This window comes from Agromyces sp. 3263 (assembly GCF_031456545.1).
Classification (GTDB): Bacteria; Actinomycetota; Actinomycetes; order Actinomycetales; family Microbacteriaceae; genus Agromyces.
Window position 1 is genome coordinate 398877 of record NZ_JAVDUV010000002.1, and the last position, 14886, is coordinate 413762.

Sequence of the window (14886 nt, forward strand, 5' to 3'; positions counted from 1 at the left end):
CGCCAATCCTTCACTGCTGCGACCGGCAGGTTGCCTGTGTCGCCACGTCTCGCGGTGCGTCTCACCGCTCAGTCGGATGCGGTGCATCCTCAAAGCCTTCATTGGCGCCGTGCCGGGCGCGGCCCGGACGACTCCTTCGATTATCGCACGGCCGCGCAGGGTTGGCGTGGAACCGCATGCCAGAATACGAGGATGCCGGACTCCTCCCCCCAGTCCCGACCCGTCGGCGTCGCCGTCTTCCTCCTCATCGCGGGGGCGCTCGGCCTCCTCGCCGCGTGGAGCCTGACGATCGACAAGCTCGCCCTGCTCGCCGATCCCGACTTCGTGCCGTCGTGCGACGTGGGCGTGCTGGTCGGCTGCGGCGTGAACCTCGGATCGTGGCAGGGCGAGGTGTTCGGATTCCCCAACCCGCTCATCGGCCTCATGGCGTGGCCCGTCGTCATCGCCATCGGCGCCGCGATCCTCGCCGGAGCCCAGTTCGCGCGCTGGTTCTGGATCGCGTTCAACGTCGGCGTCGCCGGCGCGCTGGTCTTCGTGGGATGGCTCATCGCCCAGAGCATCTACGCGCTCGACGTGCTGTGCCCGTGGTGCATGCTCACCTGGGCGGTGACGATCCCGACGTTCTGGGTGGTGACCCTGCACAACCTCCGAACGGGCCACATCCCCGTCTCGGCACGGATGCAGCGGCTCGCCGGCGAATGGTTCAAGTGGATCCCGCTGATCACCGTGGTCTGCTACGCGATCGTCATCGTGCTCGCCCAGGCGCAGATGAACGCCATCCCCCGGGTCATGATCGACCTGCAGAACCTCTTCCGCTGACGGGCCGCGCCGACCGGGTGGACCGGCCGGCGCGGCATCCGCTCAGGCGAACCAGAGGGCGAGCTCGCGCTCGGCCGACTCGGGCGAGTCCGAGCCGTGCACGAGGTTCTGCTGCACCTTGAGACCCCAATCGCGGCCGAAGTCGCCGCGGATCGTGCCGGGCGCGGCGGTCGTGGGGTCCGTGGTGCCGGCGAGCACCCGGAAGCCCTCGATGACCCGGTTGCCGGCCACGCGCATGGCCACGACCGGACCGGACTGCATGAACTCGACGAGCGGCTCGTAGAACGGCTTGCCCTCGTGCTCCGCGTAGTGCTTCGCGAGGATCTCTCGGTCGGGCTGCACCATGCGGACGTCGACGAGGGAGTAGCCCTTCGCCTCGATCCGGCGGAGGATCTCGCCGGTGAGGTTGCGGGCGACGCCGTCGGGCTTCACGATCACGAGGGTCTCTTCGATGCCGGTGGTCATTCCTGTTCCTGTTCCGGAGCGGCCTGCGCCGTCCTGTCTCGATCGATTCGGGCGCCGGCGACCATGCAGTACCACCACAGGCCGCCGAAGAGGATGCCGACGAAGAACATCGCCGGGTTGAGGAAGCCCGCCGCGAGGATGAGCGCCTGCAGCACCCACCCGAGCGTGAAGCCCCACGGGTACCTGAGCAGCCCGATGGTCACCACCAGGCCGACGATCAGCACGCCGCCCGCGACGAGCGCGACCCACGGGGGAAGCCCCAGCGAGCCGTTCTCGGTCGGCGCGAGGCCCCAGATCACGAGCGCCGCGAGGAACACGATGATGATCTCGAAGCCCAGCACGATGGACGCCAGGCTCTGCCGGATCGAGCGCGGCCGGCCCCTCCCCGGCTCGGGCGCGGCGGCGGCGGGCGCGTCGCTCATGCGCGGCCCCATCCACGGTCGGCGGCGATCGACATGGCCTCGCCGACGAGGGCGATGGAGCCCGTGACCACCACCGCGCGCTTCGGCGACTCCGCCGCCCAGGCGCGCGCCTCGTCGAGCGCGTCGTCGAGCCGATCGACGGCCTGCACGCGGTCGGCGCCGACGCGGGCGGCGAGGATCGCCGCCACGTCCCGCACCTCGCGGGCCCGGTCGGACTCGGGCCGCGTGACGAGGAACGAGCCGCCCGTCCGGGCCAGGACGGCGGCGATGCCGTCGACGTCCTTGTCGGCGAGCACGCCGAAGACGAAGACGACCTCCTCGAAGTCGAAGTACTCGTCGAGCGCCGCCACCAGCGACTCCGCGCCGTGCGGGTTGTGCGCGGCATCCACGATGACCGTCGGATCGGAGGCGATGGCCTGCAGCCGCCCCGGGGAGGCCGCGACCGAGAGCCCGTCGTGCACGACCTCGTCGGCGAGGCGCACCGCGCCTCCGCCGATGAAGGCCTCGACCGCGGCGATGGCGACGGCCGCGTTCTCGGCCTGGTGGCGGCCGAAGAGCGGCAGGGCGATGTCGCGGTACTCCCCCGCGAGCCCGCGCACGGAGATCAGCTGCCCGCCCACCGCGACGCGCGACTCGAGGACGTCGAAGGCGTCGCCCTCCACGGCGAGGGTCGACTCCGTGAGCTCCGCGGCGTCTTCGAGCACGCGCAGGGCGTCATCGGGCTGCTTCGCGGTGACGACGGATGCCGCGGGCTTGATGATGCCCGACTTCGTGCGGGCGATCTCGGTGACGGTGTTGCCGAGGCGCGCCTGGTGGTCGAGGTCGATGGGCGTGAACACCGCGACCTGGCCGTCGGCGACGTTGGTGGAGTCCCACTCGCCGCCCATGCCGACCTCCAGCACGACCACGTCGGCGGGAGCGTCGGCGAAGCACGCGAACGCCAGCACCGTGAGGGTCTCGAAGAACGTGAGCGGCTCCTCGCCGCTTCCGTCGAGCTCGGCGTCGACGATGGCGAGGAACGGGAGGATCTCCTCCCAGTTGCGGGCGACCGCCTCGTCGGCGATCGGCTCGCCGTCGATGCGGATCCGCTCCGTGAACCGCTCGAGGTGCGGGCTGGTGAGCAGTCCGGTGCGCAGCCCCGAGGCCCGCAGCATCGCCTCGATCATGCGACTCGTCGAGGTCTTGCCGTTCGTGCCGGTGATGTGGATGACCGGCGCCGCCCGATGCGGGTCGCCGAGCAGCTCGACCGCGCGGCGGGTCGGTGCCAGGCGCGGCCGCGGGCTGCCCTCGCCGATCCGGTCGAGCAGCGCCGCGTAGACGGCGTCGGCCGCGTCACGGGACTCGGGGTCGTCGCGGTCGTCGAATGCCTCGTTCGCGTCGGATGCGTCGTTCACAGTCTCTCCAGGTCCACGAGCAGCGACGAGCCGTCGCCGACCGAGCGCGCTGCCTCGGCGCCCGAGACGTCGACACCGGTCTCGATGTCGAGCTCGGTGGCGAGGGTCTCGCGCGCGATGAGCGCATGATGGGCGGATGCCGCGGCCGCGCCGTGCGCGTCCAGCGTGAGGCCGAGGCGGATCCGGTCGCCCACGTCGAGCCCAGCGGCCTTGCGGGCCTCCTGCACCGCGCGCACGACGTCGCGCGCGAGGCCCTCGGCCTCGAGCTCGGGCGTGGTGGCGGTGTCGAGGATGACGAAGCCGCCGTCGGCGAGGAGCGCGAGCGCGCTCGAACCGTCGCCGGAGCCGCCCGCCTCGAGCACGAGGTCGTACTCCCCCGGCTCCAGGGCGATGCCGCCGGCGACGACGGTCTGGTCGCCGTCGAGCGTCCAGTCGCCCGAGCGCGCCGCCTGGATCGCCTGCTGCACGGTCTTGCCGAGGCGGGGGCCTGCGGCGCGCGCGTTGACGCTGAGCCGCTTCGTGACGCCGTAACGCTCGGCGCTCGAGCCGTCGAGGGTGACGAGTTCGACGGACTTCACGTTGAGCTCGTCGCGCAGGATGGCCTCGAACGGCGCCAGCGCCGAGGCATCCGCCGCCACTACTGTGAGCCGCGCGAGCGGAAGCCGCACCCGGCGGCCGGCCTGCTTGCGCAGGGCGAGGGTCGCACCGCTGATCTCGCGCACCGAGTCCATCGCGGCGACCAGGGCGTCGTCGGCCGGGAACTCCTCGGCGTCGGGCCACTCGGTCAGGTGCACGCTGCGCCCGCCCGTGAGCCCGCGCCACACCTTGTCGGTGATCAGCGGCAGCAGCGGCGCGGCGAGCCGGGTGTACGTCTCGAGCACGGTGAAGAGCGTGTCGAACGCCTCGGCACCCGAGCCGTCTTCTCCGACGCCGGCCCAGAACCGGTCGCGCGACCGGCGCACGTACCAGTTCGTCAGCACGTCGGCGAAGTCGCGCAGCTTCTGCGAGGCGAGCGTGGAGTCGAACGACTCGAGGTCGTCCGTCACCGCGGTCACGAGGTCGCGGAGCTTGGCGAGCAGGTAGCGGTCGAGCACATCGGTCGAGTCGGTGCGGCGGGTCGCCTCGTACCCGCCCTCGCGCGCCGTGTTGGCGTAGAGCGAGAAGAAGTACCAAGTGCTCCACAGCGGCAGCATGACCTGCCGCACGCCCTCTCGGATGCCCTCCTCGGTGACGACGAGGTTGCCGCCGCGCAGCACGGAGCTCGACATCAGGAACCAGCGCATCGCGTCGGCGCCGTCGCGGTCGAAGACCTCGGAGACGTCGGGATAGTTGCGCAGCGACTTCGACATCTTCTGCCCGTCGCTGCCGAGCACGATCCCGTGGCTCACCACGTTCTTGTACGCGGGGCGGTCGAAGAGCGCGGTCGAGAGCACGTGCATGACGTAGAACCATCCGCGGGTCTGGCCGATGTACTCGACGATGAAGTCGGAGGGGTGGTGCGTGTCGAACCACTCCTGGTTCTCGAACGGGTAGTGCACCTGCGCGAACGGCATCGAGCCCGAGTCGAACCACACGTCGAGCACGTCGGGGATGCGCCGCATCGTCGACCTCCCGGTGGGGTCGTCGGGGTTCGGCCGCGTGAGCTCGTCGATGTAGGGGCGGTGCAAGTCGGGCTCGCCCGCGGTGTTCACGGGCAGCCGGCCGAAGTCGCGCTGGATCTCCTCGAGCGAGCCGTAGACGTCGACGCGCGGGTACTCGGGGTCGTCGCTCTTCCACACCGGGATGGGCGAGCCGAAGTAGCGGTTGCGGCTGACCGACCAGTCCCTGGCGCCCGCGACCCACTTGCCGAACTGCCCGTCCTTGACGTTCTCGGGCACCCAGGTGATGTCCTGGTTCAGCTCGCCCATGCGGTCGCGGAACTCGGGCACGCGGATGAACCAGCTCGAGACCGCCTTGTAGATGAGCGGGTTTCGGCACCGCCAGCAGTGCGGGTACGAGTGCTCGTAGCTCGCCTGCCGCAGCAGGCGCCCCTCGGCCTTGAGCAGCTGGGTGAGCGGCTTGTTCGCGTCGCTCCAGAGGAGCCCCGCGACATCCGTCACCGCCGGCAGGAACCGGCCCGCGTCGTCGAGGGAGATGACGACCGGGATGCCGGCGGCCTCGCCGATCTTCTGGTCCTCCTCGCCGTACGCGGGGGCCTGATGCACGATTCCGGTGCCGTCCTCAGTGGTCACGTAGTCGGCCACGAGTACCTGCCAGGCGTTCTGGAGGCCGTACTGCTCGACGTCGGCGTAGTAGTCGAACAGCCGGTCGTAGGTGACGCCCTCGAGCTCGGCACCGCGCACGGTGCGCGAGACGGCGGCGCGGGCGTCGTCGGCCGAGTCGTAGCCGAGCTCCTTCGCGTAGCCGCCGACGAGGTCGCGGGCCAGGAGGTACTCGCCGCCGAGCACCTCGGTGTCGGAGGCGCCGGCCCGCTCGCGCAGCACCGTCGCGTCGGGCGTGCCGTTCGGCCCGGCTGGCACCACCGCGTACTCGATGTCGGGCCCGACCGCGAGCGCGAAGTTCGTCGGGAGCGTCCACGGCGTCGTCGTCCAGGCGAGCGCGCGCACGGCGGTGAGGCCGAGCGACTCCGCCTTCGCGCCAGTCAGCGGGAACGTGACCGTGACGGTCTGGTCCTGCCGCATCTTGTAGACGTCGTCGTCCATGCGCAGCTCGTGGTTCGAGAGCGGCGTCTGGTCGCGCCAGCAGTACGGCAGCACCCGGTAGCCCTCATAGGCGAGCCCCTTGTCGTGCAGGGTCTTGAACGCCCACACCACCGACTCCATGAACGTCACGTCGAGCGTCTTGTAGTCGTGCTCGAAGTCGACCCACCGCGCCTGCCGGGTGACGTACTCCTGCCACTCCTTGGTGTAGCGCAGCACCGCCTCGCGCGCGGCCTCGTTGAAGGCCGCGATGCCCATCGCCTCGATCTCGCTCTTGTCGGTGATGCCGAGCTGGCGCTCCGCCTCGAGCTCAGCGGGCAGGCCGTGCGTGTCCCAGCCGAAACGGCGGTGCACCTGGTGGCCGCGCATGGTCTGGAAGCGCGGGAAGAGGTCCTTCGCGTACCCGGTCAGCAGGTGCCCGTAGTGCGGCAGGCCGTTGGCGAACGGCGGGCCGTCGTAGAACACCCACTCGGGCGAGCCCTCGCGCTGGTCGATCGACGCCTGGAAGGTGCCGTCCTGCTTCCAGAAGGCGAGGACCTCGCGCTCGACGGCGGGGAAGTCGGGTGAGGGGGCGACACCGTGGTCGTCTGGGGTACGGGGGTACACGCTCGCTCCTTGCGGGGACGGATGCTCTCGCGAGGACGCCGGCTGCTCGATCGAGCACCGCCGCGGTACCACCTCGCTTGCCTCGCCATCCGTGGATGTCGAGGCCCCTCATTCGGCTGTGACGGGCCACCCGTTCGGTTCTAGTGACGAGCGGATGCCTCGCGGCATCCGTTCGCGTTCTTCCGAAGACTCCCCGGTGATGGCCGGATCGCAGTCGTTGCCTTCCAGACTACCGCGTCCGCGCTCCCCGAAGCACGCCCGAGGCGGCGGGAGACCCGCGGTACGCCTCGCTGACGAGCGCGAGCAGCGCGCTCTCGGGGAGGTCGTGCAGCTTGGCCTCGTCGACGAGATCGTGGATCGCGCCCGCCAGCGCCGCGTGCCCGCCGATGCGCACGGCCACGACGGCACCGCGCCCCCGGTGCAGTTCGATCAGTCCCTCCTCGCGCAGCACGCCGTACGCGCGCAGCACTGTGTGCATGTTCACCCCGAGCGACCGGCCGAGATCGCGGGCGGCCGGGAGGCGCTCGCCACCGATGACGCGACCGTCGATGATGGCCGCGCGCACGCCGGCGGCGAGTTGCTCGAAGAGCGGTGTCGCACGGGTCGGATCGAGGCGGATCAGCACATTGAAATCGTATTGTTCTATGGGAAATCAAACAAGTTGATTGTCCGGCCGCGCGACCGCTGCAAGGATGACTGCGTGACCACTGCACCTCCCGCCCCGGCGACCCCCGCGCCCACGAATCCCGCCCGACGCGTCGCGTTGGCCTCGATGGTCGGCACCTCGCTCGAGTCCTTCGACTTCTACGTCTTCGCCTACTTCTCGGCCTTCTTCATCGGGCCGCTCTTCTTCGACCCGCTCGGCGAGTTCGGCGCGCAACTCGCCGCCTTCTCGACGGTCGCCGTCGCGTTCCTCGTGCGGCCGATCGGCGCCGTCCTCTTCGGGCACATGGGCGACCGGCTGGGACGCCGCGCGACGCTGCTCTGGACCGTCGGCATCATGGGTGTCGCGACCGGCCTGATCGGGGTGCTGCCCACCTACGCGCAGGCCGGCTGGATCGGTGCCGTGCTCCTCGTGCTGCTGCGCGTCGTCCAGGGCCTCTCACTGGGCGGCGAGTGGGGCGGCTCGATCCTCCTCGCCACCGAACACTCGGGGCCGGTGAAGCGCGCGTTCTACGCCGCGATCCCGCAGCTCGGGTCGCCCGTGGGGTCCATCCTCTCCGCGACGTTGTTCATCGTCATGACGATCGCACTGCCGGCCGAGGAGCTCGCGGCGTGGGGGTGGCGGATCCCGTTCCTCATCGCCTTCCCCCTCCTGCTCGTGTCGCTCTACCTCCGCTGGACGATCGACGAGACGCCCGTGTTCCGCGAGGTCGTCGCCGAGGGGCGACGCGACCGCGTGCCCTTCATCGCCATGTTCCGCCGGCGCCCGGTGGCGATCGTCATCGCGATCGGCGCGGCGCTGCTCGGCATCGGTTCCTATTCGCTGATGAACACGTACACCATCAACTACGGCGCGGCGGAGCTGGGCTTCAGCTTCCAGGACCTGCTCATCGCCACGACCATCGGCGGACTGCTGCAGCTCATCACCATCCCGTTGTTCGGATCGTGGGCGACGCGCATCGGCTCGGCGCGCGTCGTCGCATGGGGCGCACTCGGCACGCTGCTCATCACGTTCCCGATGTACTTCCTGCTCCAGTTCGCGACGTTCCCGATCCTCGTGGGCACGATGATCATCGGGGGCATCCTCCCGACCATGTCGTGGGCGGCGCTCGGCGGCCTGATGAACGACCTGTTCCCCGACCACTTCCGCTACTCTGCGCTCTCGCTCTCGTACGCGATCGCCGCGACGGTCGGCGGCTTCGTGCCGCTCGTGACCCTCGCGCTCGGCGAGGCGACGGGCTACGCGTGGTGGCACCCCGGCGTGATCCTCGCCCTGCTGTCGGCCGTCACGCTCATCTCGGCGTGGGCGGCGTCACGGATGCCCCCGGTGCCCGAGGTCGGCGACCCCGACGTCGTGGCGACCCCCGAGCCGGCATCCGCCGCCTGATCCCATCACCGCCGCTGCGTGAGCGGCACCCCCTCGGCCCGCCGGTTCCCGGCGGGCCGAGTCGTCTCCGGTAGGCTGGATCGTCGCACATTCAGGCACCTCTTCACCGACACGGTGCCGCCGATATCGAACCGGAGCATCATGACCGATCACTCGCGCATCCCCGACAAGCCAGCGCTCGAAGGACTCGAGACGGTCTGGGGCGACGCGTGGGAGCGCGACGGCGTCTACCGGTTCGACCGCGAGCGGGCCACGCGCGAGAGCGTCTACTCGATCGACACGCCGCCGCCGACCGCGTCGGGTTCCCTCCACATCGGGCACGTGTTCTCGTTCACGCACACCGACCTCATCGCGCGCTACCAGCGCATGCGCGGTCGAAGCGTCTTCTATCCCATGGGCTGGGACGACAACGGCCTGCCGACCGAGCGCCGCGTGCAGAACTACTACGGCGTGCGCTGCGACCCGTCGCTGCCGTACGACCCCGACTTCGTCCCGCCCTTCGAGGGCGGCGACAACAAGAGCACGAGGGCCGCCGACCAGCAGCCGATCAGCCGACGCAACTTCATCGAGCTCTGCGAGCGGCTCACCGCCGAGGACGAGCAGCAGTTCGAGGCGCTCTTCCGCACCCTCGGACTCTCGGTGGACTGGACGCAGTCCTATCGCACGATCGCCGACGAGGCGCTCTTCACCTCGCAGCTCGCCTTCGTGCGCAACGTCGAGCGCGGCGAGGCCTATCAGGCGCTCGCCCCGACGCTGTGGGACGTGACGTTCCGCACCGCCGTCGCCCAGGCCGAGCTCGAGGACCGCGAGCAGGCCGGGCACTACCACCGGGTGGCGTTCCACCGGCCCGACGGCGGCATCGTCGAGATCGAGACGAGTCGGCCCGAGCTCATCCCGGCGTGCGTGGCCCTCGTCGCCCATCCCGACGACGAGCGCTACCAGCCGCTCTTCGGCACCACCGTGACCACCCCCGTCTTCGGCGTCGAGGTGCCCGTGGTGGCGCACCACCTCGCCCAGAAGGACAAGGGCACCGGCATCGCGATGATCTGCACCTTCGGCGACGTGACCGACGTGGTCTGGTGGCGCGAGCTGAACCTCCCCAACCGCGCGATCATGGGCTTCGACGGCCGCATCATCGCCGAGGCGCCAGAGGCCATCACGAGCGAGGCGGGTCGCGCCGCGTTCGCCGAGCTCGCGGGCAAGACGACCTTCTCCGCCAAGCAGGCGGTCGTCGACCAGTTGCGGGCGTCGGGCGACCTCCTCGGCGAGCCCAAGGCGATCACCCACCCGGTGAAGTTCTTCGAGAAGGGCGACCGTCCCCTCGAGATCGTCTCCACCCGGCAGTGGTACATCGTGAACGGCGCACGCGACGAGGGGCTGAAGGAGCGGCTCGTCGCCCACGGCCGCGACATCGACTGGCACCCCGACTTCATGCGAGTGCGGTACGAGAACTGGGTCGGCGGGCTCTCGGGCGACTGGCTCGTCTCCCGGCAGCGCTTCTTCGGCGTGCCGATCCCGGTCTGGTACCCGCTCGACGCGGACGGGAACCCGGTGTTCGACGAGCCCATCGTGGCGACGCGCGACCTGCTCCCCGTCGATCCCTCGTCGGCGCCCGCGCCGGGCTTCGAGGAGTCGCAGCGTGGCGTGCCCGGCGGCTTCATCGGTGAGCACGACGTGATGGACACCTGGGCGACGTCGTCGCTCACGCCGCAGCTCGCCGGCGGCTGGGAGCGCGACGGAGAGCTCTTCGACCTCGTCTTCCCCTACTCGCTGCGTCCGCAGGGCCAGGACATCATCCGCACCTGGCTGTTCTCCACGGTGCTCCGCGCCGAGCTGGAGCACGGCGTGAAGCCGTGGCAGAACGCGGCGATCTCGGGCTTCATCGTGGATCCCGACCGGAAGAAGATGTCGAAGTCGAAGGGCAACGTGGTCACCCCGGCCGGCCTGCTCGAGCAGCACGGCTCCGATGCGGTGCGCTACTGGGCGGCATCCAGCCGGCTGGGCACGGATGCCGCGTTCGACCCGCAGAACCCGACGCAGGTCAAGATCGGCCGCCGCCTCGCCATCAAGGTGCTCAACGCGGCGAAGTTCATCCTCGCGTTCGACGGTCGCGCCGACGCCCCCGTGACCGTGCCGGTCGACCGGAGCATGCTCGCCGAGCTCGCCGAGGTCGTGGCCAGCGCCACCAGGTCGTACGACGCCTACGAGCACGCCCGGGCGCTCGAGTCCGCGGAGACCTTCTTCTGGACCTTCTGCGACGACTACCTCGAGCTCGTGAAGGAACGCGCCTACGGCGCGCCGAGCCCCGAGCAGGCGTCGGCCGTCGCGGCGTTGAAGACCGCGCTCAGCGTACTGCTCCGCCTCTTCGCACCGGTCATCCCGTTCGCTACCGAGGAGGCCTGGCGCTGGTCGAACGACGGGTCGGTGCACGTGGCGCCGTGGCCCACGGTCGACGAGCTCGCGGCACGCGGCGAGGCCGGCGTGGAGCTGCTCGAACTGGCGAGCCTCGCGCTCACCGGCATCCGGCGTGCGAAGACCGATGCGAAGGCATCCCAGAAGACCCCGGTCGAGAGCGCCGTGATCGCGGCGTCCGCGCCGGCGATCGCGCTGATCGAGTCGGCATCCGCCGACCTGCGCGCGGTGGGGCGCATCGCCTCCCTCTCGTTCGTCGAGGCGGAGCAGTTCGAGGTGCGCGACATCGTGTTCGAGGCATCCGAGGCGTAGGGGGTACGCGATGGCACACGAGATCCGCCTGGCAGGCGACGATGACTTCTTCGGATGGCTGCCGTTGTTCGAGGCGTACTGCGAGTTCTACGACACCGAGCTCGACGACGCGAAGGCGCTCATCGTGTGGAACTGGATCCGCGACGAGCACGACCCGCTCCACGCGGCGCTCGCGGTCGACGACGAGGGCACGCCGGTCGGACTCGCACACTTCCGCGTCGTGCCCGACACGCTGCGGGCGACGCGGGGCATCCACCTCGACGACCTCTACGTCACCGAGGCCGCCCGCGGTGCGGGAGTCGGTCGCGCGCTCATCGAGTTCGTGCATGCGCGCTCGCTCGAGGTCGGCACCGGCGGGGTCAGCTGGATCACCGCCGAGGACAACGCCGACGCTCGGCGCCTCTACGACGAGCTCGCTCGCCGCACGACGTGGGTGACCTACGAGATGGACGCCTGATGCGGCTCGGAACCCGGTGGTCGTTCGGCGCCGAGCCGCCGGCGTCGGTGCCGACCGACCTGCGCCCGCGCATCGCCGCGGCTGAGGCAGGGCACCCCGGCAACGGCGAGGGCCGGCACTGGACCCTCACCTGGCTCGAGGGTCGGCCCATCGTCGAGCTCGACGACGGCACGGTCGTGAGCGACACGATCGTCGACGTGCACGACGCCGACGAGGACTGGTAGCTGCTCAAGCCCTCGTGCAGGCGGGCACGGTCAGGCGCGGGCGAGCACCTCGGCGTGCGGCATGAGCAGCCAGCCGTCGTCATCTGCCGCCCACTCGCGCCAGGCCGTGGCGATGCGGTCGAGCTCGGCCGGGTTCGAGTGGCCCGACTCGATGGCGTGCGCCGCGAACTGCGACTGTGTGGCGCGATCGGCCCACGAGCTGCCCCACCACTCGCGTTCGAGAGCCGTCGAGAACACCCAGTTCGTCGCCGTCGTCTCGATCTCGGTGAAGCCGGCCTCGCGCACCCACCGCTTCAGGTGGCGGCCGGCGTCGGGCTCGCCGCCGTTGCCCGCGGCCACGTCGTGGTAGAGCTCGAGCCAGCGGTCGAGTCCGGCTGAGGCGGGGCTCCAGATGACGCCGCCGTAGTCGACGTCGCGCACGGCCAGCAATCCCCCGGGCTTCAGGACGCGGCGGAACTCGTGCAGCGCATCGACCGGCCGCGCCAGATGCTGCAGGACCTGGTGGGCGTGCACGACGTCGAACGACGCATCCGCGAACTCGAGCGCATAGGCATCGCCGACGCGGAACTCGACGTTGTCGACCCGCTCGCTGGCGGCGAGCCCGTTCGCACGCTCGACGACGTCGGAGGCGGCATCCACGCCGACGACCCGACCCGGGCGCACCCGCCGCGCGAGGTCGATCGTGATCGTACCGGGCCCGCTGCCGACGTCGAGGATCCGGGCGCCGGCCGCGAGGTGCGGGGCGAGGTAGGCCGCCGAGTTCTCGACGGTGCGCCACGAGTGCACGCGGAGGACGCTCTCATGATGGCCGTGCGTGTAGGCCTCGGCCGGTGCGGACTCGATGGACTCTGCGTCGCCATGCATGTTCCGAGCCTACGACCGCGGCGGCTGCCTTCTCGCCACGCGACCGGCCACGCGAACGGGCAGGCGGCCGACCACCCCAACGCCATAGGGTGGTCGGATGGGCGACGCGTCGAATCCGTTCCTCGAACCCAGCACCCTCCCGTACGGGCTGCCGTTGTTCGCGCTCCTGCGGCCCGAGCACTACCGTGACGCGATCGTGCAGGGCATGCACGAGCAGCGTGCGGAGGTCGAGGCGATCGCCGATGATCCGGCGCCGCCGTCGTTCGACAACACGATCGTCGCCCTGGAGCGCTCGGGCGAGCTGCTGCGGCGCGTGCTCCCGGTCTTCGAGAACGCGAGCTCGGCCGACACCGACGAGGCGATCGACGCGCTGGACGCGGAGCTGGCGCCGCTCCTCGCCGCCCACCACGACGCGATCCGCCTCGATCCGCGGCTGTTCGCCCGGATCGGCCTGCTGCACGGCATGCGCGAGGAGCTCGGGCTCGATCCCGACCAGGCGTACCTCCTCGAACGCGTCCATCGGGAGGCCGTGCTCGCGGGTGCCGCGCTCGACCCCGAGGCGCGCGAGCGCCTGGCGGCCCTGAACGCCGAGCTCTCGACACTGACCACGGCCTTCCAGCAGCACCTCCTCGCGGACACGAACGACCTCGCCCTCCACCTCGTCGACGAGTCTGAGCTCGCCGGCCTCGATGCGGGCGCGCGCTCCACGGCCCGCGAGGCAGCGCGCACACGCGGGCTCGACGGCTGGTTGCTCACCCTGGTGCTTCCCACCGGCCAGCCCGCGCTGGCGGCACTCGCCCGGTCGGACGTGCGCGACCGGCTCCTCGAGGCCTCCCGGTCGCGCGGATGCCGCGGGGCCGAGCACGACACCCGTCAGATCCTGCTCGACATCGTCCGGCTCCGAGCCGAGCGCGCCCGGCTCCTCGGCTTCCCGAACCATGCGGCAGCGGTGACCGCGGGCGAGACCTCCGGCTCCCCCGAGGCCGTCACCGGGCTCCTCGCCGAGCTCACGGCCCCGGCCATGCGGAACGTGGCACGCGAGCGGGACGTGCTCGCCTCGCGTGCGTCGGCCATCGGCGCCCGAGAGCCCGTCGCCGCCGACTGGTCCTTCCTCGCCGAGCAGGTCCGCGCGGAGCAGCACGACCTCGACCTCGCGGAGCTCCGGCCGTATCTGGAGCTCGATCGCGTGCTTGTCGACGGCGTCTTCCACGCGGCCCATCTCCTGTACGGCCTGCGCTTCACCGCGCGGGCGGACCTGGTGGGCTACCACCCGGACACCCGCGTGTTCGAGGTGTTCGAGGAGGACGGCATGCCCGTCGGCCTCTACCTCTTCGATCCGTACACGCGCGACTCCAAGCGCGGCGGCGCCTGGATGAGCGCCCTGGTGTCGCAGTCCGAGCTGACGGGCGATCTCGCCGTCGTCGTCAACAACATGAACATCCCGAAGCCGGCGGCGGGCGAGCCCACCCTGCTCACGTTCGACGAGGCCGAGACGCTCTTCCACGAGTTCGGGCATGCCCTCCACGGCCTGCTCGCCCGCGTACGCTACCCGTCGCAGGCCGGGACGAACGTCTACCGCGACTTCGTCGAGCTGCCGAGTCAGGTCAACGAGCTGTGGCTGCTCCGGCCCGAGGTGGTCGAGCGGTTCGCCGTGCATCACGAGACCGGCGAGCGGATGCCGCAGCAGGTCGTCGATCGCCTCACCGCCGCCCGCGGTTTCAACGCCGGCTTCGACCTCGTCGAGTACCTGGCGGCCGCCGCCCTCGACCAGGCCTGGCACCGCATCGGCGCAGGCGACCGGGTGGCGGATGTCGCGGCATTCGAGCGCTCCTCGCTGGTGGCGTCCGGCCTCGACGACCCGCTTGTGCCGCCGCGCTACTCGACGACCTACTTCGCGCACGTCTTCGCCGGCGGCTACGACGCCGGGTACTACTCGTATATCTGGAGCGAGGTGCCCGGCGCCGACATCATGGAGTGGTTCGAGCAGCACGGCGGCGCGACCCGGGCGAACGGCGCCCGGTACCGACGTGAGATCCTCAACCCCGGTGGCTCCCGCGACCCGGGCGAGTCGATCAGGGCGCTGCTCGGGCGTGACCCGTCGATCGAGCCGCTCCTGCGCCGGCGCGGATTGGCGTGAACGCGACGATGCCCCGGCTGCCTGG

The 14886-nt window shown here is 70.9% G+C and carries 12 protein-coding genes; 6 read left to right on the plus strand and 6 right to left on the minus strand.

Annotated elements, in window-relative coordinates; genetic code table 11:
- The first annotated feature begins 192 nt into the window (after positions 1 to 192).
- Positions 193 to 819, plus strand: coding sequence for a vitamin K epoxide reductase family protein (locus tag J2X63_RS15080; protein WP_309978700.1), 627 nt, complete (start codon positions 193 to 195; stop codon positions 817 to 819).
- A gap of 42 nt (positions 820 to 861) precedes the next feature.
- Here the strand turns inward: J2X63_RS15080 and ndk are convergent, their stop codons facing one another.
- The 5 genes from ndk to J2X63_RS15105 form a co-directional block, all read right to left on the minus strand.
- Complete coding sequence (ndk, locus tag J2X63_RS15085; protein WP_159602070.1) at positions 862 to 1284, minus strand: nucleoside-diphosphate kinase; 423 nt, start codon at positions 1282 to 1284, stop codon at positions 862 to 864.
- Complete coding sequence (locus tag J2X63_RS15090; RefSeq protein WP_309978702.1) at positions 1281 to 1706, minus strand: DUF4233 domain-containing protein; 426 nt, start codon at positions 1704 to 1706, stop codon at positions 1281 to 1283. Before J2X63_RS15090 ends, ndk begins: the two co-directional genes overlap by 4 nt.
- The gene (locus J2X63_RS15095; protein ID WP_309978704.1) at positions 1703 to 3100 is read right to left on the minus strand and encodes a folylpolyglutamate synthase/dihydrofolate synthase family protein; all 1398 of its coding nucleotides are present in this window, start codon (positions 3098 to 3100) and stop codon (positions 1703 to 1705) included. Before J2X63_RS15095 ends, J2X63_RS15090 begins: the two co-directional genes overlap by 4 nt.
- The gene (gene ileS / locus J2X63_RS15100) at positions 3097 to 6405 is read right to left on the minus strand and encodes an isoleucine--tRNA ligase (protein WP_309978706.1); all 3309 of its coding nucleotides are present in this window, start codon (positions 6403 to 6405) and stop codon (positions 3097 to 3099) included. Before ileS ends, J2X63_RS15095 begins: the two co-directional genes overlap by 4 nt.
- 229 nt (positions 6406 to 6634) lie before the next feature.
- The gene (locus tag J2X63_RS15105; protein WP_309978708.1) at positions 6635 to 7030 is read right to left on the minus strand and encodes a GntR family transcriptional regulator; all 396 of its coding nucleotides are present in this window, start codon (positions 7028 to 7030) and stop codon (positions 6635 to 6637) included.
- A gap of 75 nt (positions 7031 to 7105) precedes the next feature.
- Here J2X63_RS15105 and J2X63_RS15110 point away from each other — a divergent pair, with 75 nt between their 5' ends.
- The 4 genes from J2X63_RS15110 to J2X63_RS15125 all read left to right on the plus strand — a co-directional run bounded on the left by J2X63_RS15110 (position 7106) and on the right by J2X63_RS15125 (position 11860).
- Positions 7106 to 8455 (plus strand): MFS transporter, encoded by a 1350-nt coding sequence (locus tag J2X63_RS15110; RefSeq protein WP_309978709.1) that lies wholly within the window; start codon positions 7106 to 7108, stop codon positions 8453 to 8455.
- Positions 8456 to 8596: 141 nt separating this feature from the next.
- Positions 8597 to 11179, plus strand: coding sequence for a valine--tRNA ligase (gene valS / locus J2X63_RS15115; RefSeq protein WP_309978711.1), 2583 nt, complete (start codon positions 8597 to 8599; stop codon positions 11177 to 11179).
- 10 nt (positions 11180 to 11189) lie between these two features.
- The gene (locus tag J2X63_RS15120) at positions 11190 to 11636 is read left to right on the plus strand and encodes a GNAT family N-acetyltransferase (protein WP_309978714.1); all 447 of its coding nucleotides are present in this window, start codon (positions 11190 to 11192) and stop codon (positions 11634 to 11636) included.
- Positions 11636 to 11860 (plus strand): hypothetical protein, encoded by a 225-nt coding sequence (locus tag J2X63_RS15125; RefSeq protein ID WP_309978716.1) that lies wholly within the window; start codon positions 11636 to 11638, stop codon positions 11858 to 11860. Before J2X63_RS15120 ends, J2X63_RS15125 begins: the two co-directional genes overlap by 1 nt.
- 30 nt (positions 11861 to 11890) lie before the next feature.
- On the opposite strand, the gene J2X63_RS15130 is transcribed toward J2X63_RS15125, so the two are convergent.
- Positions 11891 to 12724, minus strand: a complete 834-nt coding sequence (locus tag J2X63_RS15130; RefSeq protein WP_309978718.1) for a methyltransferase domain-containing protein — start codon at positions 12722 to 12724, stop codon at positions 11891 to 11893.
- Positions 12725 to 12821: 97 nt separating this feature from the next.
- On the opposite strand from J2X63_RS15130, the gene J2X63_RS15135 reads away from it, so the two are divergent.
- The gene (locus tag J2X63_RS15135) at positions 12822 to 14861 is read left to right on the plus strand and encodes a M3 family metallopeptidase (protein WP_309978720.1); all 2040 of its coding nucleotides are present in this window, start codon (positions 12822 to 12824) and stop codon (positions 14859 to 14861) included.
- Positions 14862 to 14886 lie beyond the last annotated feature (25 nt).

Excerpts from the sequence above, each read along its gene's own strand:
- J2X63_RS15080 (WP_309978700.1), top strand. The coding sequence starts at position 193 with ATGCCGGACTCCTCCCCCCAGTCCCGACCCGTCGGCGTCGCCGTCTTC.
- ndk (WP_159602070.1), bottom strand. The coding sequence starts at position 1,284 with ATGACCACCGGCATCGAAGAGACCCTCGTGATCGTGAAGCCCGACGGC.
- J2X63_RS15090 (WP_309978702.1), bottom strand. The coding sequence starts at position 1,706 with ATGAGCGACGCGCCCGCCGCCGCCGCGCCCGAGCCGGGGAGGGGCCGG.
- valS (WP_309978711.1), top strand. The coding sequence starts at position 8,597 with ATGACCGATCACTCGCGCATCCCCGACAAGCCAGCGCTCGAAGGACTC.
- J2X63_RS15120 (WP_309978714.1), top strand. The coding sequence starts at position 11,190 with ATGGCACACGAGATCCGCCTGGCAGGCGACGATGACTTCTTCGGATGG.
- J2X63_RS15125 (WP_309978716.1), top strand. The coding sequence starts at position 11,636 with ATGCGGCTCGGAACCCGGTGGTCGTTCGGCGCCGAGCCGCCGGCGTCG.
- J2X63_RS15130 (WP_309978718.1), bottom strand. The coding sequence starts at position 12,724 with ATGCATGGCGACGCAGAGTCCATCGAGTCCGCACCGGCCGAGGCCTAC.
- J2X63_RS15135 (WP_309978720.1), top strand. The coding sequence starts at position 12,822 with ATGGGCGACGCGTCGAATCCGTTCCTCGAACCCAGCACCCTCCCGTAC.